Origin of the sequence: Microvirga lotononidis, assembly GCF_034627025.1 — a bacterium.
In the GTDB taxonomy this organism is placed as follows: domain Bacteria; phylum Pseudomonadota; class Alphaproteobacteria; order Rhizobiales; family Beijerinckiaceae; genus Microvirga; species Microvirga lotononidis.
The window spans coordinates 1,334,344-1,354,623 of the sequence record NZ_CP141048.1 but is presented as its reverse complement, the minus strand read 5'-3'; the positions used below and the strand labels follow the sequence as shown (position 1 = coordinate 1,354,623).

General features: G+C 65.0%; 15 protein-coding genes. 3 read left to right on the top strand and 12 right to left on the bottom strand.

Features of this window, described 5'->3' with window-relative positions:
* Position 1 precedes the first annotated feature (1 nt).
* From U0023_RS06390 to bcsN, 11 genes are all read right to left on the bottom strand, one after another.
* Positions 2–2,215 (bottom strand): hybrid sensor histidine kinase/response regulator, encoded by a 2,214-nt coding sequence (locus tag U0023_RS06390; RefSeq protein ID WP_009763166.1) that lies wholly within the window; start codon positions 2,213–2,215, stop codon positions 2–4.
* Between the two features lie 27 nt (positions 2,216–2,242).
* On the bottom strand, positions 2,243–3,919 hold the full coding sequence (locus tag U0023_RS06385) for a methyl-accepting chemotaxis protein (RefSeq protein WP_009763167.1): 1,677 nt from the start codon (positions 3,917–3,919) through the stop codon (positions 2,243–2,245).
* A gap of 1 nt (position 3,920) precedes the next feature.
* Positions 3,921–4,520: a chemotaxis protein CheW gene (locus U0023_RS06380; RefSeq protein ID WP_009763168.1), complete on the bottom strand. Its 600-nt coding sequence runs from the start codon at positions 4,518–4,520 to the stop codon at positions 3,921–3,923.
* A gap of 2 nt (positions 4,521–4,522) precedes the next feature.
* Positions 4,523–5,962 (bottom strand): CheR family methyltransferase, encoded by a 1,440-nt coding sequence (locus U0023_RS06375; protein WP_009763169.1) that lies wholly within the window; start codon positions 5,960–5,962, stop codon positions 4,523–4,525.
* A complete protein-coding gene (locus tag U0023_RS06370) occupies positions 5,962–6,468 on the bottom strand; it encodes a chemotaxis protein CheW (RefSeq protein ID WP_009763170.1) in 507 nt (168 codons plus the stop codon). Before U0023_RS06370 ends, U0023_RS06375 begins: the two co-directional genes overlap by 1 nt.
* A gap of 98 nt (positions 6,469–6,566) precedes the next feature.
* Positions 6,567–8,696 carry a tetratricopeptide repeat protein gene (locus U0023_RS06365; protein WP_009763171.1) on the bottom strand — a complete coding sequence of 710 codons (2,130 nt, stop codon included), beginning with the start codon at positions 8,694–8,696 and terminating at the stop codon, positions 6,567–6,569.
* A complete protein-coding gene (locus tag U0023_RS06360; protein ID WP_245272984.1) occupies positions 8,672–8,956 on the bottom strand; it encodes a hypothetical protein in 285 nt (94 codons plus the stop codon). The genes U0023_RS06365 and U0023_RS06360 overlap by 25 nt, the downstream gene beginning before the upstream one ends.
* Complete coding sequence (locus U0023_RS06355; protein WP_009763173.1) at positions 8,949–9,785, bottom strand: glycosyl hydrolase family 8; 837 nt, start codon at positions 9,783–9,785, stop codon at positions 8,949–8,951. The genes U0023_RS06360 and U0023_RS06355 overlap by 8 nt, the downstream gene beginning before the upstream one ends.
* Positions 9,782–12,349, bottom strand: a complete 2,568-nt coding sequence (locus U0023_RS06350; RefSeq protein ID WP_009763174.1) for a cellulose biosynthesis cyclic di-GMP-binding regulatory protein BcsB — start codon at positions 12,347–12,349, stop codon at positions 9,782–9,784. The genes U0023_RS06355 and U0023_RS06350 overlap by 4 nt, the downstream gene beginning before the upstream one ends.
* A gap of 9 nt (positions 12,350–12,358) precedes the next feature.
* Positions 12,359–14,554 carry a UDP-forming cellulose synthase catalytic subunit gene (bcsA, locus tag U0023_RS06345; RefSeq protein WP_009763175.1) on the bottom strand — a complete coding sequence of 732 codons (2,196 nt, stop codon included), beginning with the start codon at positions 14,552–14,554 and terminating at the stop codon, positions 12,359–12,361.
* A gap of 161 nt (positions 14,555–14,715) precedes the next feature.
* Positions 14,716–15,681 carry a cellulose biosynthesis protein BcsN gene (bcsN, locus tag U0023_RS06340; protein WP_322883775.1) on the bottom strand — a complete coding sequence of 322 codons (966 nt, stop codon included), beginning with the start codon at positions 15,679–15,681 and terminating at the stop codon, positions 14,716–14,718.
* Between the two features lie 361 nt (positions 15,682–16,042).
* On the opposite strand from bcsN, the gene U0023_RS06335 reads away from it, so the two are divergent.
* A complete protein-coding gene (locus U0023_RS06335; RefSeq protein WP_009763177.1) occupies positions 16,043–17,230 on the top strand; it encodes a multidrug effflux MFS transporter in 1,188 nt (395 codons plus the stop codon).
* Here U0023_RS06335 and U0023_RS06330 read toward each other — a convergent pair.
* Positions 17,221–18,123: a LysR family transcriptional regulator gene (locus tag U0023_RS06330; RefSeq protein ID WP_009763178.1), complete on the bottom strand. Its 903-nt coding sequence runs from the start codon at positions 18,121–18,123 to the stop codon at positions 17,221–17,223. The two genes, U0023_RS06335 and U0023_RS06330, sit on opposite strands and share 10 nt — an antisense overlap.
* A 134-nt stretch (positions 18,124–18,257) precedes the next feature.
* On the opposite strand from U0023_RS06330, the gene U0023_RS06325 reads away from it, so the two are divergent.
* Positions 18,258–19,454 (top strand): acyl-CoA dehydrogenase, encoded by a 1,197-nt coding sequence (locus U0023_RS06325; protein ID WP_009763179.1) that lies wholly within the window; start codon positions 18,258–18,260, stop codon positions 19,452–19,454.
* A 17-nt stretch (positions 19,455–19,471) separates the two neighbouring features.
* Positions 19,472–20,278, top strand: coding sequence for a 4-hydroxy-tetrahydrodipicolinate reductase (dapB, locus tag U0023_RS06320; RefSeq protein WP_009763180.1), 807 nt, complete (start codon positions 19,472–19,474; stop codon positions 20,276–20,278).
* The last annotated feature ends 2 nt before the right edge of the window (positions 20,279–20,280 follow it).

The window sequence follows — 20,280 nt, the reverse complement described above, 5'->3', positions numbered from 1 at the left end:
CTCACAGCACCTGCCCGATCGTCGCCAAGAGTTCGCGTTGATCGAACTTCTGCTTGGTAATATAGGCGCTCGCGCCCAGATCCAGGCCTTTGCGGACGTCCTCCGGGTCTGCCCGCGACGTCATGAGAATGACCGGAAGCGTGGAGAGCCGCGGATCGTTCTTGACCGCCTGCAGCAACCCGAACCCGTCCATGCGCGGCATCTCCACGTCGGCAATGACGAGATCCACGATGGCTTCGCCCGACCGCAGGACGTGAAGGGCGTCGATGCCGTCGACGCTGAGGAGGACCTCGTAGCCCTGCGCCTCCAGAATGCTCTTTTCGAGAGTGCGGGTCGTGATGGAATCGTCGACCACGAGGATCGTCCGCGCCCGCCGCTCTTCCTCGGGATTCCACCGGGCGAGCCCGAGGCCTCCGGCCGCGAGACTGCCTTCATTCTTGACCCAATGCTCGATCAGCTTGTCGGGGCTCAGCACCAGGGCCGGCATCTCGTTTTCCAGAAGGACGGTACCCGAGACCAGATCGTTGAGCCCGACCGCCTGAATGTCACTGACCAGCATCGTCCGGACATCGTGGAACATATTGACGGCGAGCGCGCAGGTGCGAGAGCCGTGACGGACGAGCACGGCCTTCACGTGTCCAGCCTCGGTGGGGAGGGGGGCATTCGGAGATCCTGTCAGGGCTGCGAGGGCGACGACTGGAACGATAACGTCCTGTCCCCCGATCTCGATCCGTGTCGTGGGGCGGCCTTCCACACTTTCCAGCGTGTCGGCAGGCAGCCGCAGGAGGCGCACCACCGCATGGGAGGGCAGGCCGAACATCCGCTCCTCCGCTTCCAGGAGCAGCAGGGGCTGACGCGCCGCCGTGAAGGGCACGTTCAGCAGAATCTCCGTCCCATGGGGATAGCGCGGTCGCATCAGAACGGAGCCCTGCAGTTTGCGGGCGGCCTCCGCAACCACGGACAGGCCCATGCCCCGGCCGGAAAGCCGGTCGACTCCATCTGCCGTCGAGAAGCCGGGGGCAAAGACGAGGGACAGCAGCTGGTCCATCATCGGCGGTGGATGGCCGGCAGCCCTTGGCTGCAGCAGCCCACGTTCGATGGCGACGTCCTCGATCCGCGCCAGGTTCGGTCCCCGTCCGTCGTCGCGAACGGTGATGACCAGGCGTCCGCCGCGGGAGGCCAATTCCAGGGTGACCTCGGCCCGCTCCGCCTTGCCCTTCGCGAAGCGCTCGTCCGGCGGCTCGATCCCGTGGCTCACCGCGTTGCGCAGGAGGTGCATCACGGGATCCTTGAGGGCTTGGAGCACTTGCCGATCCGCCTGGATGTCGAGGCCGATGCTGCGCACGTTCACGTCGCGTCCGGCCTTGCGCGCGATCTCGCGAACCATATGGCCGAACCCGCCGAAAACCGTCTCCGCCGACACGAGGGAGACGCGGTCGATGTTGTCGCGAACCAGACGCGCCGCTTGATCGATGGACCAGCTCGACTGCCGTCTGTCGCGGGACAGGGCGGACAGCCTGCGAAACAGCGCTTTCAGGCCTTGATCGAAATCGCGCAGGCGCGGGGCGAAGGATGGGCTGTTGCGGGAACCGTTGGCTTGGGGAGTGCGCTGCGTGGCGGACCCCAGCGTATTGACCTGCGCGTGAAGCTGATCCCAGCTTCGTCTGAGCCCCCGGATTTCCAGCTCGATCTGTCGCAACGTGTCGTCGATTCCCTCATTGGTCTGCAACTCGGCCAGAAGCTGATGCATGGAATCGGACAGTTCCTCCATCAGCCCGGTGGCGACACGGAGATAGGCTCCCGTGCCGGCATCGGTGTGGGCGGGAGCATCCGCCTTCGGCGCTGCCGGTTCCGGTTCGAGCGGCGCTGGCTTCGAAACCGATGCCGTCTCCCGCTCCGTCGGCTTCAGGATATTCGCGACCAGATCCTCGATGAGGTCGAGGTTCAGCCTCACATTCGCGATGGTGGGCTCGTCCAGGGATTGCTGGCCGTCGAGCACCTGGGAGAAGAGCGATTCGAGCTGATGGGCCACTTCCTCCACGGCCGGCAGGTCGACGGCGCGGGCTGCGCCCTTGAGGCTATGCGCCCGGCGAAATACGTCCGTCAGGTCGATCTCGCCCCCGGCGGCATGGTCGAGCGCGGTCCGGATCGCCTGAAGATGCTCCCGGTGCTCCGCCTCGAAGGCTGCCAAAAGCTGCTTGCGAATATCCGTCACGACACGCGCGTCCCCACCGTCGGCCGGTTACAGACGATAGCGCTCGGCGAGGCCGAGAAGCTGCTGCGCAAGGGACGACAGGTTGGCGGCCGCCGTATCGAGCTGGCGGGTGCCTGCGGCCGTCTGCTGGCTTGCCTGACGGATGTTCTGGAGAGCACCCATCACCTGCTCGATGCCGAGCTGCTGCTGATTGGTCGACGCGATGATCTGCTGGAAGGTCTGGACGCTCTCCTGAATCTGGCCGGAGATGCCGGTAATGGTCTGCTGGGTGATGTCGGTGCGCTCCTTGCCGGCCGCGACCCGCTTCACGGCTTCCTCCGTGAGCATCACGGACGAGTTGATGCCGCGCTGAATGTCGCCCAGGATCGAGCGGACTTGCAGCGTCGCATCCTTCGCCTGATCGGCGAGCGTCTTCATCTCGGAGGCCACCACCGCGAAGCTGCGCCCGTTCTCGCCGGCCGCCGCCGCCTCGATGGCGGCGTTCAGCGCGAGCAGATGCGTGCGTTCGGAAATGTCGTTGACGGAGGTGATGATCTCGCCGACGGCCTGCGTCTTCTCGCTCAGGGCGACGATGTTCTCCGCCACCGCTTCCGCCTGTTCGCGGATGGCGTCCATGGCACGGGCCGTTTCCTCGACAGCCTGCAATCCTGAGACGCTGGTCTGCGCCGCGGCCTGGGCGGATGCGATGACCTCCTGCGCACGCTTTCCGATCTGGGTTCCCGAATGCGTGATCTCGTCGACCGTCGCGGCGGTTTCCTGAACGGCCGCCAGTTGCTCCTCGACCGAGGCCGCCTGTTCCTGGGTCGAGGCCCGGATTTCCGCCGCCGCGGCATTCAGGTTTTCCGTCGCCTCCCGGCTCTGTTGGGCGAGCTGGCGCAGGCCGTCGACCATGGTGTTGAGCGTGGCGCCGAGATGTCCGATCTCGTCCTTGCCGGCCAGAGCCTTCTGGCCGCCGAGTTCCCCGCGCCCGACCCGCTCGACGAAGCTCATGAAGTTGCCGAGGGGGCCTGTTATCGAGGAGCGCAGGGCATAGGTGATCAGGACGCTCAGGAGCGCCGCGACCGCCACGGCCAGGATGATCGACATCCTGCTCTGCTCGTAGACCTCGCCGATCCGCCTCTGCCCGATCGTGATGGCTTCGCCGAGAACGCTGCGGGCCTGAACGAGATTCCTGTTCCAGGATTCGCGGCTGGCGTTGAGGCCGTTCTGGGTCGCGGCGACGGCTGCGAGATCATTGCCCTGCTCGGCGGCGAACTGCCTCTCCGTCAAGGTGCGGATCTGGCGCAGATCCCCGCTGGCGCGGCTGAAAATTTCGGCGATGCGCCGCCAGGCCTCCGCTCTCTGCGCGGTGACCGATCTGTTGACGAAATCATTCACCGTCGCGATGGCCTGGGCCATCGCAGATTCGGTGGCAGCGGCCTGCTGTTCCCAGGCACGGGTCAGATCTTCGCCCGATGATTGCTGCTGTCCCAGGGAGCGCAGGTAGAAGCGGGAGAGGATTTCCTCCCGCAGGCCTCGCATGTTGTTCTGCAGATCGCCGAGGTCCTCGATCTGACGCATCAGCATCAGATCGCGTGTCACGATCGTCTCCGTGGACTGGCGGACATCGTCCAGCTGGTTGATGGCGTAGACGCAGAGGCCGACCATCAGCGCGACGATGACGGCGAAGCCGAGAAGAATGCGGTTGGCGATCGAGATCGTCACGTCAGACTCCGGGAACAAGAGATGTGGGCAGGAAGGGTCGCAGGAGGCGCTCGGTGTCGAGAAGAGAGATCGTCTCGTCCTGCTCGTCAGGGCCGGATCGAAGCTTGCCGTAGCCGATGACCGCATCGTTGCGGAAGCCGGTGGCATCGTCGCCTGCCAGAGGCAGGATGTCCTCGACGGCATAGGCACGCTCGACCCGTAACGCCACCTGCGGCTGCTCGCGCCGCAGCAGGACGAAGTGCTGGTTCTCGTTTTCCGTGGAAGCCGGCTCAAGTCCGAGAGCAAGAGCGAGATCGATCACGCTCACCAGCCGACCGCCCCGACCGAACAGGCCGATCAGAGCCGGTGGCCCATCGGGAACGGGCATGCATTTCTGGGGCGGCAGGACCTCGGCCACGGCATCGACCGGAAGACCGAAGCGCTCACGGCCCGTGCCGCAGACCAGCGCGCGAAGCAGGATGTCCGCCGGAGCCGTCGCACCATCCTTTCGCGTTGCGAGGCGCTCGGTGCGCTCGTCGAGGATATGCTGCATGCGCTCCTCGGCGGAGCGGACGCGGACACGTTCCATCAGTTTCAGCTTCCGGCGCGCGGATCTCGCCACGATCAGCTCCTGCGCTGGGGCGGCGTCGCCGCTTCGAGGTGGATCCGGATCAGGTTGCGCAGATCTCCGGCGGTGAGACCGTCGGCCTCATCGAGCAGATTGTCGTCGGGCATCGCAGCGGCAATGCGGGCCGCATTGGTCAGGGCACGCCGTCCGGGAGTCGAACGCCCTTCCGCGAGCAGCAGCAATCCGAGATGGTAATGGGCCATGGCAAAGCTTTTATCGAGATAGATGCTCTTAAGGAAGCTTTTCTCGGCCTCGTCGGGCCGTCTGAGCCCTTGCAGGATGAGGCCATGGTAAAAATGGAGGGCGGCCCTCAGTGGCTCGACGATCAACGCTCTTCGACAGAGAGCGTCGGCCGTTGCGAAGTCGCCCGTATTGGCGCTTGCTCGGACTTCCTCCAGCAGGGAACCCGGTCCTTGGGAGGAATTGGGGGCTTGCGGCTGTGACGGAACCGTCGCGGGAAGATCGAGACGCCTCGGCTTGGCCGGCTCGATCCGCTTGGGTGGGGGAAGAAGCGGCGCCCAATCCTGTGAGACAGGGCTGACTGGTTCGACGGCGGCGGCCGAAGATGCCGTTCCCGCGCCCGGCCGATAGGCCACGGTCCCTGGCAGGTTCAGGGTCTGCATCAGGGCGGAAAAGGCCGGGTTCGGCTCCGCATGCCCCAATAGCATCCACCCGCCCTCCGTCAGGCGGTCGCGTAAGGCCTCGACGATCCGGACCACGGTATCGGGGTGAAAGTAGATCAGGACGTTGCGGCAGAGGATCAGGTCGAAATCGGTGAGTTCGAGCGGAGAGGTGCCGTCGAGAAGGCTCAGGAGATTGTGCTTCTCGAAACGGACCAGGGACCGGAATTCCGGTCTGACCTGCCATTGGTCCTTTCCCGCATCGAGGAAATAGCGGTCCCGTTCCGTGGCCGGCATGGAGCGAAGCGCCCATTTGCCGAACCGCGCCTGCCGGGCGAGGGTGAGGAAGCTGTCGTTGATATCCGTTCCGACGATGCTGACGCGCCATGTCCCGAGGCGCTCACCGAGGATTTCCTTGACGAGGACCGCGAGAGAATAAGGTTCCGCTCCCGTCGAACATCCGGCGCTCCAGATGCGCAGCCGCTGCGTGCCGCCCTTCCGGTCGATGATCTCGGGCAGGATCGTCTCGCGCAGGGCCGCAAACTGCTCCGCGTAGCGGAAGAAGAAGGTCTCGCCGATCGTGATCTCGGCTTCCAGCTTGCCCCATTCCGCCGGACCCGAAATCGCATCGTCCAGGAGGCTCAGGTATTGGGTGGAACCGGAGAGGCCCGTCGCGCGCAAGCGCTTGCGCACCCGCTCCCAGAGCAGGTCGTCCTTGTCCTGGTAGTAGAAATGACCGGTACGCTCGATGATACGGCTTTTCAGGTCTGGAAAGCCGGGATCGATCAGCGGGACGGCAATGGCACGTGGGGCCATCAGGCCTCGACCGCCCATTCGCTGAGACGGTTCTGCGCCTGTTGCCCGAGCTCTGCGAGGGCCCGCTGCTCTTCGGCCATGAGAATGCGTTCGACCGAGAGCAGGTGGACGAGCCGCTCGTCCCACGTGACCTCCGCCTCGACGCAGCCGTTCAGAGTGCCCTCCTGGCTGACGGGAGACAGCTGGGACGGCGCGACGCTCACGACATCGAGAACCCGATCGACGAGGAAAGCAGTCGTCCCAGATCCGGTGAACCGATCGATCAGGATCAGATGCCGGTAGAGGTTCGCCTCGGCACCGTCGTCCATCCGCTCAAGGCCGAACAGGACATCGAGCCGAAGCACCGGAACCGCGTGGCCGCCCAGGTTGAAGAATCCCGCCACGGGGCGAGGCAGGGCCGGGGGGCGCCACAGATGAGGCATGGGCAGAAACTCGCGGACGGCGCTTCTGTGCAGGGCACAGGCGGTGCCGCACACGTCGAACACTATGATCTGCAAGTTGGCCATGGATTCGGATCGAGGGAGGAAACCGTCTGCAGGCTGAGAGCCCATTCGGACATTAGATAGGTGCAGGGCCAGATCTGGCAACAGCTTCGAGGCAGCCGTCAGTACCTTATCTGGCCTGTGACTTCGCGAATGGCGTTCAGTCCGGCAGCGGCTTCTTCGGAATATCCGGTCTGTTGGACGGCGCGGAAAACCTTCTCGGCATCGCCATAGCGGCCGAGCTTGAGATAGGACCAGCCGCGGATGAGCAGAAGATCGTTCTGTTCCGGGACGATCCGGGCCCGCTCGGTCAGGGCGAGCAGGGTTTCCACATAGCGCCCGTCCCGATAGGCCGCCAGCGCCCGCTGGGTCAGGATCGAGGCGCCGAGCTCCACCCGGCGCTCGCGGGTCTGCGGCGCCTCGGCGGCCGCAACGGCCGCCTCGGAGGTCAGGTTCTTGCGCAGGTAGGCGAGAGACTTGCCGTAGGCCGCTTCCTCCCGGGTGCGGCTGCTGCCGGTGGCGCTGGCCTGATCGAAGGCCGCCACGGCTTCCATGGGGCGGTTGATCTCCATGAGGCACCAGCCCCGGGTGAGGGCGCTGTCGCCGGACAGCCCGGCCGGATTGCGCGTCATGGCGCAGGTGCGTCCGAGGGTCGAGCGGGCTTGACTCTGCCTGCGCCGCACATTGGCTTCCGTCCGGGTGAATGTCTGCTCGGTCTCGATCCGCTCCACCGTCACCTGAGGGGCAGCCGGGCGAGACTGCACCGGGAGGGGAGCGCTCTCGGCGGGCTGAGCAAGTGGGACCGGCGCCACGACAGCGGGCGTGGCGGCAGGTTGCCGCCTGGAGGCCGGAATCGTTCCATCTGCCAATTCGGCGATGCGCTGAGAGCGGCCGCGCCACTGAGCAACCACGGCGTTGAAGCCGGCGCGGTCGTTCAGGCGCTGGGTCGTCAAGGCCAACCCGTAGGCGGAGGCCTCGTCGTCGGCCTTCCAGGTGAGGGCCGTGCGGAACCAGTCGCGCGCCGTGCGGATCTGCTCGGTATTGTAGGAGTACCAGCCGAGGGCCTGGGCCGCGTCCGAGAAGCGCTGCGCGGTGACGACCGGAACGATCCGGGCCAGCACCTGCGGTTCGAGGCGAGGCGGCGGATCCTGGCTGAGGAGCGCGGTCGCGATGTCGAGATAGATCTTCATATTCTCGGGTGCGCGCTCACGCCATTCGTAAGCAAAGGCTTCCGCTTCCGCGAGCCGCTCAAGGGCCCGCAGCGCCATGGCATAGCCTTCCGCCGCCTTCGTTCCGCCATTGCGGTCGAGGGCGATCTTGAACAATTCGAGCGCCCGCGCCGGATTGCCGTGATGATAGTTGTACCATCCGAGAATCAGCACGGGGCCGGCTTCATTGGTGTTCTGGATCATCCGCTCGACCACGGCGAGATCCTCGGCCGAGGCCGTGAGTTTGCTGTCGAGGGAGGCACGCTCGACCCGGCGGCGGGCGAGCTCATCCCGGATGGACGTGAAGTCGTCGGGGTTTTCGCCGGTCTTGCGCTCGAACTGGAGCAGGGCGGTCACCTGCGGCTCGGGCAGCAGGGTCAGCGCCTTCTGAAGAGTCGCCAGGCGTTCGCCAGGATTGGCGCAATTCTGCAGGAGATAGGTGTAGACGTCGCGCGTCCGGTTCGGCTGGTCCGTCCGGGCGAACGCCTCCGCCACCCGCCACATCACGTCCACGTTCGTGCAGGTCAAAAGGCCCGGCGTTTCGGTGGCCACCTGGAGGACCGTCCGCCATTGGCCCGTATCGGACGCATTGGTCAGGCGGCGGCGCGCCTCGACCATGTCGAGGGCCGTGACGAGTTCCTCCGGGGGCTTCCAGTTCGGATCGGCGGTCTGGCGCTCGGCGATGGCGGCGCGAACCTCGGCGATCCGGTCTTCGCGATAGAGGTTCCACAGGCGTTCGATGAGCGGGTCGGGGGCCACGGCTCCGGCGGCGCCGGAGAGCTGCGAGAGATCACTGGGCGGCGTCCAGTTGGGATAGAGCGCGCGCAATCGCGCGATCTCGGCGTTCACGCGCCGGGTATCGCCCTGGGATGCGAAATAGCGCAATGCGGATTCGTCGACCGGAGGCTGAGACCCGTTCGCAGGCGGCGTTGGCGGCGGCGATCCGGCTGGCGGCTGATTATTGCCGGTGCCTGTTTGCTGCGCGATGGCTGCGAAGCCCAGGATTGCGACCGCAATCGTTATGGCACTGCCGACGAGACGCATTGCGGATATTTTTCACCAAGCAGGGATTTCGCCAAAAGGTACAGGGTCGACGGATAATAGAGGGTCGGCTCGAAGGCTTTCAACGTTTCGGGAACAGGCGTTCCGTCGAGTGCACAGGCCAAAGCCGAGGGCAGGATGGCGTAGCCTTGGTCGGTCAGCCGCTCCCGGACCTGTCCGGTCACCACATTGACCACGGCAACTCCCTCGTTCTCCGCAGACCAGCGCTGCCTGAGAGCCCTCAGCCACTCCATATCAGTCATTCCTGCTCTCATACAGGTAAAGCGGTATCCTTAACGAGTTGTAACCAAACTCGGGCGGAAAGCCATCCGCAGGTTGCGGTTGGAGGCCGTTGTGAAGCGAGATCCAGTCGGCCGGGAGCCTGATGCGGCCGGAGGTTGTCTGCTGCAGCAGCATCACGCCGTCACGCCAGACCCGGCTCCACTCGTATTCGGGCGCCAGGGCGGCCATCACCGGAAAGGCTTCGAAGACCCAATAGGAAAGGTTGACGACGGGGCCATCGGGACGGTCGGATGCGCCGAAGCCATGGGCGCCGGGCAGGAGGGTCAGGGATGGCCCGTTACGGCTGAATGTGGTCTTGCCGATGGCCTTGGCGAGCTTCTGCGCGGCTGTCGTGTAGCGGGGCTCCTGCCAGGCCGCGCCGGCCTTGGCCAGGGCATAGGCGATGAGCAGGTCGCCGTCGGTGGCATTGTTGCGGTCCGTCACCCGCGGCTTCGAGGCCGGATCCCACTTCCACGCAGCCAGACCATCGTCCCGAATGAGAAGCTCGGTAAAGGTGAAGTTCCAGATCCGCTCGAAGGCGCTCCGGTCGGCCGCGGCAAGGGCGAGCAGAAGCCCGTATCCCTGACCTTCGCTGTGGCTGATATTGCCGTTGGCGGTATCGACCACGCGTCCGTTATCTTCCACGAAGCGCGAGCGATAGGCCTCCCAGTCGGCCGGCGAGACAGTTCCCACCACGTTCAAGGGTTGAACGGACAGGGTCTGGGAGGATGCCATCGGCGCCATGACAAGGAACAGGGCGGCACAGAGCCAGGGGAAAAGCGAGATGGGCCGGCTCGTCCATGGCGTCATGAGTGGCGCCCCAGGCGGTTCAGGAGCAGCGAGGTCGCGATGCCCAGGAAGGTACAGCACGCCAGCATGAGAAGCGCATAGGGAAGAATATTGGCGGACATCCAGTTCGCAGCGACCAGGCGCAGGTTCGACAGGGATGGGGGCTGCGTCTGCACGAAGCGGTATTCCTTGATCGGCTCGACCTGCAGCTTCGTCTCCCTGGGGTCGAGCGCCACGGCGCGGCCGGCGACCTGGGACCAGATCATCGGGTTCGCCAGCCGGGCCGTCTCATCCGCGAGGGCTTTGTCCGTGCGGGCCGTCACCAGGGTCCAGACCCCGGACGCATCGGTACGGCTCTGCGCCACGAGCAGGGATGCCCGCTGCGGTGGCTCATAAGGTGCATCGGTGCGCTCGTTCAGCGAAAGCGACTTGAGGGAGAGGCTGAATGTCTTTTCCATCCAGTCCTGCACCGTACCGATCGTCTGCTGAAAGACGCCACGCCGCTGAAACGTTTCCGACCAGCGCTTGCGGACCTCGTCCGTCGAGGCGGCAGCCATGCGATCCGGGGAGCCCTGAGGAGCGGGAAGGCTGAAATCCGTGTTGGCTGCCTGCGGACCCGTCCGGTCACCTGCGGTCGGCGTCGAAGGCCAGATCATGCGCAGATGTTCCGACACTTTCACCCGGTTGAGGAGTCCTGCAGGGATCTGATCGACAGCGCCGATGAAGAGCACTGATTCGTCGTCCGCCGAGGCCGCGTTGGCGAATTGCGCGCGCACCGGGGCGCCGGCGCTGCGCGCCATGCTGGCGAGCAGGGTTCCGGCTGCGGAATAGTTCAAGGGATCGGGCCGGGCCAGAACCACGGTCGTCGGAAGATCCTCGTCCGGGAACCGGCCCGAACTCAGAACCGCGAGATCCGGCAGGCGGCCGATGCGTCCATAGGTCGGGAACTCGAGCGTGGTGGTATCGAACAGGACGAAGCGGTTCGTCTCCGACAGGGTCTCGCCCGGGGTGCAGCGCTCATCGGCGTCCGTCAGCAGCGCGGCCTCGACGGTGATGTGGTTGAGCCCGGCTTTGAAATTCTTGAGTGGCACGCGGACGTTGTAGCGCTTGACGATATCCCCCTGCGAGGTGATCGTCATCTGCGTGCTGATCATGCCGTTGACGAACACGTTGACGTGGCTGCCGGGCCTCACGGCGGACGTGTAGGCGGCATCGAGATGCAGGATGGTCTCGCCATATTCGGTCGCGTAGAAGTCCGGCGGCAGGTTGATGGAAAAGCCCACCTTCAGCCGCCGCCCGGAGAATTCCTGCGTGGGGACGCCGAGATCGGCGAAACGGAAGCTCTGCGCGCCGAAGGCGGTCGGCACTTCCGGCCACTGCCATGAGGCGGTGTCGATCATCCCGCGCTCGGCCTGAGAGACACCCAGGCCCCGGGTGCCGACGATGCCGATGGCGGTATCGAGATCCTGCCAGGTCGGCCCGGAGACGACCAGGGTGGAGCCCAGGGAGCCCGGTTCCTGCATCATCATCGTCAGCGGCTGGATCGAGGCGGCATCCGGCACGCCCGTGACCAGCCCGCGCAGCTCGCTGGCCAGGCCCATGGCCACCTTGATCGTGCCGACCGGGGAGGGACCCGGATCGGACTCCACTACCTGGATCACGGGATGGGCATAGCGCCCACGCAGGGCGACGAGCTGCACGAGACGCAGCAGGCGGTCGCGGATTTCGGGGCGATAGATCTTGGGGGCGACCACGCGGATCGTCGTCACGCCCGCGTTGTCGACGCCGACGGCGGGCAGATCGTCCAGGCCACGCAGCGTCTTGGTGGCGCCCTCGGCGAAGACGAGCTTCGTGGAAGCCGAGTCCACGTCGGTCCAAAGCTCGTAGGTCGCATCCACCGTGCAGTCGGTCCGGTGGCGCTGGAAGGCTTCCATGCGGATGATGTTCTGCCCCGCCCGCAGGAGGCCGGGGCGGATCGATGCCGTCAGGCGCTTGATGTCGCTGGACGATGAGATCGGCGTATCGACGACGGGTTCGCCGTTGATCGCAATCCGCAGGCGCGAGCCCTCGGGCATGACCACGACGGCGTTCTTGTAGCCGAGTGCGATGCTGGCGCCGCTCGAGGCCTCATCCTGGGTGAGATGGACAGTCCAGGACCGCGCATCGGTCTCACCCTCGAGCCGGACCGTTTCGAAGGGGAGGATGGGACGTTCGATCCGCGTCGGGCTGCGGGCTGCCGCGGCTCCCGCGGCGGGTCTGGCGGGAGCCGGAGAGCCGGCCTGGGCTGGAGGAGCCGGGCGCTGGGGCGCAACGTTGAAAGGTGGCGCCCCTGCGGAGGGAGGCGCTGACTGAGAAGGAGCAGCCGGCACCGCCGTGGACGGGCCTGAGGGGGCGGCGCCCTGCTGGCGCATCTCGAAGGGAGCAGTGGATGGAGCCTGCTGCGCCGGCTGCTGCTGTGGGGCAGGCTGGGCTGCCGGAGGCGGGCTCGGCGCACCCGGCGACATGCTGAAGGGTGTCTGCGCAATGGCGCTCTGCGCGCCCAGCGCCTGGATGGCCAAAAGAGAGGAGATCAGGACCCGACGCACGATGGACCTCTATTTGGCAGCCGATGCGACGGACGGCGCGGAGGGCTTCGAAGCGCCGATCTTTTGCAGACCGAAGAAATAGGAGAGGCCTCGTCCCGTTTGATAGAACGCGACCATGAAGAACCAGAGCGTTCCCCGGAGAACCCCGATGTCGTGGTGCCGGTTCTTCTGGAACTGGCTCCACTGATCGGCATTCGCGAAGACCAGATCGGCGATCATCCGGCGATGCTCGGGCTTCTCGATGAGGAAGCGGCAGCCGAGCAACAATCCCTTGTCGTCCATGCCGACCTTGCGGATTTCCATGGGCAGGTGCTGGATGGGGAGATTGGAGAAGGGCTGGAACTCGAGGGTGCCGGCGGCTCCCTTCTTTAGCTTCGGCTCCGCCGACGGCGGGACGTGGACCCTCGCGCCTCCGACCGAGACGTCCCTCACGACCGCGTCGATGGCCTCATCGCCTATGATGAAGCGGCAGGGGCGTTCGACCCGAACGCGATGGCTATGGCGCCTCGTGGCCCGTTCCGACACCACGCCCAGGGCGCAGCCGGCGATGATGAGGTTGAGGACGTTCCAGGCGCCTGTCACGAGGGTGAGATCCGCCTTGTAAGGCTCCGCCCAGACCCGGATTCCGGTGGCGATGACGCCGAGGATCAGGATGCCGAAGATGATGAAATACGGCGTGCCCAGTTCCGAGACCCGGCTCTCCTCCATGGACTCGTTCTTGGCCGTGACCTTGAAGGTGGGCTTGCTGGGATTGGCGATCACCGACAGCACGGCCGGCAGAAGGTAGATGGTCTGGATGTACTCGTAGAGATCCGAGATCCAGGGCCAGCGGTAACGGCCGTAGAGGTAGTTCTGCATCATGAAGTTCACCATCATGTAGGTGAACGTATAGGCGAGGAACTCCCCACCCGATGCGGTGAAGATCTCGAGCGAGAAGAAGAGATAGCAGAGCGGCGAGATGAGGAAGCAGAACCGCGAAAACGGGAACAGCCAGAACATGCTGCTCGACATGTAGCAAAGGCGCTGCGAGATCTTCAGACCGCGCTTGAGGGGCGGAAACTTGTAGCGCAGGATCTGCATCATGCCTTGCGCCCAGCGCGAGCGCTGGCCGATGAAGCTTGCGAAGCTGTCCGGCTGAAGGCCGGCGATCAGCGGCTTGTCCACGTAGACGCTCGTCCACCCGCGGGAATGAAGCTCGAGGGCGGTCTCGCAATCCTCGGTGATGCTGACGCCGCTGAACCCGTTGGTTTCCTGAAGGGCTTCGCGCCGGAGCACGGCGGCCGAGCCGCAGAAGAACGCCGCGTCCCATTTGTCGAGACCGCGCTGAATGACGCCGTAGAACATCTCGTTCTCCGACGGCATGGTCTGGAACGTTCCGAGATTGCGCTCCAGCGGATCGGGATTGATGAAGAAGTGCGGCGTCTGAACCAGGAACAGGTTCTTGTCCTTGGTGAAATAGCCGACCGTCTCCATGAGGAAGCTGCGCGCGGGGGCATGGTCGGCATCGAACACGGCCACCAGGTCGCCGGTCGAGTTCTCAAGGCCGTTGTTGAGGTTGCCCGCCTTGGCGTGCAGGTTGCGTGCCCGGGTCAGGTACTTCACGTCCATGACCTCGCAGAGCGCCTGGAGTTCCGCGCGGCGCTCGCGGGCCTCCTGGGCGGCCTTGGCGTTGCTCGAATTGCACTTCTCGTCCGTGCCGCCGTCGTCCAGTAGCCAGACCGTGAACTTGTCCGCGGGGTAGGTCATGGCCTTCGCGGCGGCCAGGGTCGTCGCCAGAAGGTCGGAACCCTCGTTGTAGGTCGGCACGAAGACGTCGACGGTCGGCAGGTTCTCAGGGTCGATCTGCGGCGCCTTGCGGGATTTCAGGGGGCTCGACACCACGAAAAGGCTCAGGAACAGCATCATGACGCTGTACATCTCGGCCAGATACAGCAGGAAGCCCGGGATGAAGCTCGCGATCTCGGTGATCGGCGGGATCGTGCTCGTGGTGCGCCAGAAGACGTAGCGCAGGACGATGGCGGTGCCGAGGGCCAGCGCGATCAGCCGCCAGATGCCCTGGGCGCGGAAGAATTTCAGGATGATCATGCAGGCCACGACCGTGAGACCTGCAACGAGATGTGCCTGAATGCTGATCGGAAGAGCAACGATCGAGATGATCAATACCGCCGCCACAGCCCAAAAGGCCACGATAAGACCTGCTCGCATCGTCTGGGTTCTCGGCTCAAAGGTTTGCGTGGGAGATTGCACGCTTAGTTTAAGACTAAAGACGGGTCTATTAATATATCTATAGTGACACTTAGGCCTAATGTCACAGCGGTAAACGAAATGTTTTTATATGTAACATCAATACGCAAGGTGAGCTGACGTTACTGAGCAGGAGGCGGAGGCACGACGGGGTAACCGCTCGTCGGAGCGGCTTCCGGCTGCGCAGCGGGAGACGGGACGGCAGGAGCGACCGTATCCTTGTCGATGGTGCGACGGGGCACCCGAACCGAGGGCGTAACCGGCTGCATCCTCTCGGTGATGGTCCTTCGGCGGACGACCGTGGCTTTTCCTTCGCTGCCGCCGAGGCCCAGCGGGTACATCGGAGCGTCCTTCTCGCCGAGGTGTTGGGGCGGCGAGGGCGGATCCCCGTACGGGTTCCAGGATTCCTGACGGTAATACGCCGCGATCGTGTAGCCGTAGAAAACCCGCAGCAGCTGATCGACGTTGGCGTCCGCATCGCAGAGGCGCAGGCGGACGGAGATCGCTCCTCCCGGCACGAAGATGGCGGGCTCGCCCGGCTCGATCTGCTGCCAGGCATACAGGCACAGGTCGCCCGTGGAGGAACGTCCGGTGGCAAAGCCGAAGGGGCCGAATCGGTTCTGCACGTAGACGAGCGAGGTTTCCATCTCCACGCCCGGCATTCGCTCCTCCATTTCGCGCTGGAGGCGGTCAGGGGTCATGGAAGGCAAGGACAGGGAATTCGGGACTTCCATGTTGCCTGCTGTGTTGTTGAGCAGGCTCACGTAAAAGGCGTTCTGGCCCGTGGTCCGGGACGCCGTCGAGAGAGCGATCTCCTGCGAAAGGCCGTCCTGGTATTGCTGTTGCAGCACAGCGACCACCGATGGGCCGCCGGGCGGCGGGATGACGATGGCCCGCGTTGCCGGAACTTCGGACATGAGGCTCGCATAGCCCAGGTCCGAGCGCCCCGCACAGGCGGATGCCGCCATCAGGACGGCTCCGGCAGCAACGCAGCTCAGCGCTTTGCGCGCCCCGACCAGGAGCGGGCGGATGGAACCCGGGCGTCGCACGGAATGGGCAATGCTGAGACACGTCTGATTCGGAGGCATCGAGGCGGTCATGAAGAACTTTGATATCTCTGGATCTGGCCAGGCGGCCGCACTGGCTGCCGTGAAGGAGGGAAGGGGCTTCGCGGGTCGGCCCATCCGACTGGATGGTTAATCAGCTATGACCATTCATGGTTAACGAACCGTAAGTATTATAGCCAGGGCGGACTATAATCCAATGACGGATGACGGCTGTCTTGAACCGCAGCACCGAAGGCCCTACAAGCAGGCGCATGCCCGGCGGTGCTCCTGACCCAAGGCGAGCCGGGGCCATTTTCTGTTCAGATTGCTTGACCTGTTCTCACGATGGACAGGCCGTTTTCTCAATCCCGGCTCGACGCCGGGGCTACGAAAGCCGTTCTCCATGAAGTCCGCCTTTTTGCGCAACGCGCTCGTCCTCGGCATGCTCTCGGCTGTCGGGCCCTTTGCCATCGACATGTACCTGCCGTCCTTTCCGGCCATCGCCCGCGAGTTCCAGGTGGATGTCAGCGCCGTGCAGATGAGCCTGATGAGCTTCTTCCTGGCGGTGGCGGTCTGTCAGATCGTCTACGGGCCGCTCTCGGACCGGTTCGGCCGCAAGCCGCCGCTCTATTTCGGTCTGGGCCTTTTCATTCTGGCAGGCATCGGCTGCAGCTTCGCACCCAATGTGGAAACCCTCATCGCCTTCCGTTTCCTCCAGGGCGTCGGGTCCTGCGCGGCCATGGTCATTCCCCGGGCCATCATCCGCGATCTGCATACCGGCCATGAGGCGGCCCGACTGATGGCGACGACGATGCTGGTCTTCAGCGTCTCTCCCATCCTGGCGCCGCTCGCCGGCAGCACCCTGACGGCCTTCTTCAGCTGGCGGGCGATTTTCTGGGCCATCGCCGTGATCGGCCTTGCCGGTCTTGCCGTGGTCCTCTTCCTGCTGCCGGAGACGCATAAGCCGAACGAGGGACGCAAAGGAATCGGACATGCCTTCTCCACCTATCGAGGCCTTTTGAAGGACCGTCGCTTCCTGGGTCTCGCCTTCATCGGCGGCTTCAGCCAGGCCAGCTTCTTTGCCTATCTCGCCGGCTCGTCGGTCATCTTCATCGAGCATTACGGCCTCACGCCGTCCGCCTACAGCATGGTCTTCGCGTCGAACGCCATCGCGTTCATCGGCAGCGCGCAGTTCAACAGCTTCTTCATGCGCCGCTTCGGCGCCGAAAGGGTGGTGAGAACCGCGATCTCCTGCTTCGCCGCGCTGGTTATCCTGCTGTTCGTGCTGACCATCCTGGGCGTTGACAACGTGTATGTTCTCTGGGGCCTGCTCTTCGTCTCCTTCGGTTGCCTCGGCTATGTCATTCCCTCGACGGCCGTTCTCGCGCTCGAGGAACATGGTCCGGTGGCCGGGACGGCCTCGGCGCTCATGGGAACGCTCCAACTCAGCACGGGCGCGGTGATCATCGTGCTCGTCAGCGCCTTCTACAACGGCACTCCGCTCTCGATGGTCAGCGCCATCGTGGTCTGTGGAATCGTCGCGTTCACCCTGAGCTTCCGTATCATGAAGCCGAAGCGCGTCTATCCCTGACGGATCTCGCTCAGGATCCAGTCGCGGAAGGAGCGCAGGAGTGGCGTCTCTGCCTTGTGCTCCGGATAGACGAGATAATAGGCGCCGCCGCTGACGAGGCTTTGGGGGAACAGGATCTCGAGGCGGCCGGACGCCAGCTCGTCGGCGATGAGGAAGTTGGGGATGAGCGCGGCCCCGAGCCCCGCCGCGGCCGCCTGGGCCACCATGGCGAATTGCTCGAAGCGCGGGCCGCGCAGCGGATTGCCGACGCTCACGCCGACGCTGGCGAACCACTCCGCCCAGGCCGTCGGGCGTGTGCTCTGCTGAAGCAGGGTGGCGCGGGTGAGATCCTGCGGTGCGCGCAGGTTCTCCCGCTCCCGATAGGCCGGGCTGCAGACCGGCACGACCTCCTCGTTCCGCAGCAATTCGCAGACCGCCCCCGGCCAATGCGGCTCACCGAAATGAATGGCCGCATCGAAGGGGTCGGCGGCGAAATCGAAAGGGACGAGGCGCACGCCGAAATTGACCGTCGCGCCAGGGTGCCGGGCGAAAAAGGCGGGGATGCGCGGAATGAGCCAACGGGTGCCGAAGGTCGGCAGGGTGGCCAGGTTCAGGACCCCGCTCGTGCCCGAGAGCGCAATGGCCTGATGGGTCGCGTCCGAGAGTTCGGACAGGGTGCTGCGAACCTGCGAGGCATACATGCGCCCTACATCGGTGAGCACGACCCGCTGGCGGGAGCGGCTGAACAGGGAGACGCCGAGGGATTCCTCCAGCTGCTGGATCTGGCGCGAAACGGCGCTCTGGGTCAGGTTCAGCTCCTCGGCGGCTCTCGATACGCTGCCATGGCGGGCTGTGGCCTCGAAGGCCAGGAGGTTGCCCACATTGGGCAGAAAGCCGCGACGAAACACATTCATTCCATTTGAGAATAACCTGCTGCGAAGATGTCGATTTACATTTTCCCTGTCCAGCGCGATTTTGCCGCTCAAATTCAATGGCTTTGGTCGGCCTGGAAGGCTGGCCGCGCAAACTTTCGGGAAGGATGACCGTCATGGCCGGTGCTCAGGAATATGCGAAGTTCAAATGGGATGACCCATTCCTCCTCGACGATCTGCTCACCGACGACGAGCGCATGATCCGCGATACGGCCCGCGCCTATGCCCAGGACAGGCTCCTGCCGCGGGTGATCGAGGCCTATCGCGAGGAGAAGACCGACCGCGGCATCTTCAACGAGATGGGCGAGCTGGGCCTCCTCGGCGTAACGCTGCCGGAGGAATACGGCTGCGCGGGCGCTTCCTACGTGGCCTACGGCCTCGTGGCCCGCGAGGTTGAGCGGGTCGATTCCGGCTACCGCTCCATGATGAGCGTGCAGTCCTCCCTGGTCATGTACCCTATCTACGCCTACGGCTCCGAGGAGCAGCGCCGGAAGTACCTGCCCAAGCTCGCCTCGGGCGAGTTCGTCGGTTGCTTCGGCCTGACCGAGCCGGATGCGGGCTCCGACCCGGCCGGTATGAAGACCCGCGCGGTGAAGACGGATGGCGGCTATCGCCTCATCGGCTCCAAGATGTGGATTTCCAACTCCCCCATCGCGGATGTCTTCGTGGTCTGGGCCAAGTCCGAGGCGCACGACAACCAGATCCGCGGCTTCGTGCTGGACAAGGGCATGAAGGGCCTCTCGGCCCCGAAGATCGGCGGCAAGCTTTCGCTCCGCGCCTCGATCACCGGCGAGATCGTCATGGACAATGTCGAGGTGGGCGAGGATGCGCTGCTTCCCAACGTGTCGGGCCTGAAGGGGCCGTTCGGCTGCCTCAACCGGGCGCGCTACGGCATTTCCTGGGGCTCCCTGGGGGCTGCCGAGGATTGCTGGCACCGTGCCCGGCAGTATACGCTCGACCGCAAGCAGTTCGACCGGCCGCTCGCCGCGACCCAGCTCGTGCAGAAGAAGCTTGCTGACATGATGACCGAGATCACCCTCGGCCTTCACGCCTCCCTGCGGGTCGGCCGCCTCTTCGACGAGGGTCGGGTGGCGCCGGAGATGATCTCGCTGGTCAAGCGCAACAATTGCGGCAAGGCCCTCGATATCGCCCGCCAGGCCCGCGACATGCACGGCGGAAATGGTATCCAAGAGGAATATCATGTCATGCGCCATGCGCAGAACCTGGAAACCGTGAATACCTACGAGGGTACGCACGACGTCCACGCGCTTATTCTGGGCCGGGCGCAGACGGGCCTGCAGGCGTTCTTCTGAGAGAGGACTGGTCGCTCATGTCAATCCGGATCACTCTGGCGGGATCGACCGGTTGGGTCGGCAAGGCCCTCGTGGCGGCGATCGCAGCCGCCGACGACCTCGTGCTTGTGGGGGCCGTCAGCCGCAGCGCCGCCGGCCAGGATGCGGGCGAGGCCGCAGGGTTGCCTCGCCAGGGTGTTACGGTCAGCGCGACCCTCGAAGAGGCGCTCGCCGTGCCCTCCGACGTGGTGATCGACTACACAAAGCCCGGAGCCGTGAAGGCGCATGCCCTGACAGCCCTGACACAGGGCCGGCACGTGGTCATCGGCACGTCTGGTCTCTCGGGCGGGGATTACGCGGATCTCGACCGCTATGCGCTCGCGGCGGAGCGCGGGGTGCTCGCAGCTGGCAATTTCTCGATTACAGCGACCCTCCTGCGCCGCTTCGCCCTGGAGGCAGCCCGCTACGTGCCCGACGTGGAGGTCATCGACTATGCGTCCGCCAAGAAGCCCGACACGCCCTCCGGCACGGCCCGGGAACTGGCGGAGCTTCTCAGCGAGGTGCGCCTGCCCGCGACGTCGAAGGCGGTCGATGAACTGGCTGGCGTGAAGGAGACCCGCGGCGGCGCCCTTGGGACGAGGGAGCCGGTGCAGGTCCATTCCCTGCGCATGCCGTCCTTCGTCCTGTCCTGCGAGGCGGTGTTCGGGGCCGACAACGAGCGGCTGGTGATCCGCCACGATGCGGGCGCGTCGGCAGCTCCCTATGTGGCCGGCACGCTTCTGGCCGCCCGTCGCGTTTCGTCCTTCATCGGATTGAAGCGCGGCCTCGATGCCGTGATGGATTGACG

What these genes read in the sequence shown, in the direction of transcription:
- U0023_RS06335 (WP_009763177.1), top strand. Translation starts at nt 16,043, where the DNA reads ATGAAGTCCGCCTTTTTGCGCAACGCGCTCGTCCTCGGCATGCTCTCG.
- U0023_RS06365 (WP_009763171.1), bottom strand. Translation starts at nt 8,696, where the DNA reads ATGCGTCTCGTCGGCAGTGCCATAACGATTGCGGTCGCAATCCTGGGC.
- U0023_RS06330 (WP_009763178.1), bottom strand. Translation starts at nt 18,123, where the DNA reads ATGAATGTGTTTCGTCGCGGCTTTCTGCCCAATGTGGGCAACCTCCTG.
- U0023_RS06370 (WP_009763170.1), bottom strand. Translation starts at nt 6,468, where the DNA reads ATGGCCAACTTGCAGATCATAGTGTTCGACGTGTGCGGCACCGCCTGT.
- dapB (WP_009763180.1), top strand. Translation starts at nt 19,472, where the DNA reads ATGTCAATCCGGATCACTCTGGCGGGATCGACCGGTTGGGTCGGCAAG.
- bcsN (WP_322883775.1), bottom strand. Translation starts at nt 15,681, where the DNA reads ATGCCTCCGAATCAGACGTGTCTCAGCATTGCCCATTCCGTGCGACGC.
- U0023_RS06375 (WP_009763169.1), bottom strand. Translation starts at nt 5,962, where the DNA reads ATGGCCCCACGTGCCATTGCCGTCCCGCTGATCGATCCCGGCTTTCCA.
- U0023_RS06355 (WP_009763173.1), bottom strand. Translation starts at nt 9,785, where the DNA reads ATGACGCCATGGACGAGCCGGCCCATCTCGCTTTTCCCCTGGCTCTGT.
- bcsA (WP_009763175.1), bottom strand. Translation starts at nt 14,554, where the DNA reads ATGCGAGCAGGTCTTATCGTGGCCTTTTGGGCTGTGGCGGCGGTATTG.
- U0023_RS06360 (WP_245272984.1), bottom strand. Translation starts at nt 8,956, where the DNA reads ATGACTGATATGGAGTGGCTGAGGGCTCTCAGGCAGCGCTGGTCTGCG.
- U0023_RS06325 (WP_009763179.1), top strand. Translation starts at nt 18,258, where the DNA reads ATGGCCGGTGCTCAGGAATATGCGAAGTTCAAATGGGATGACCCATTC.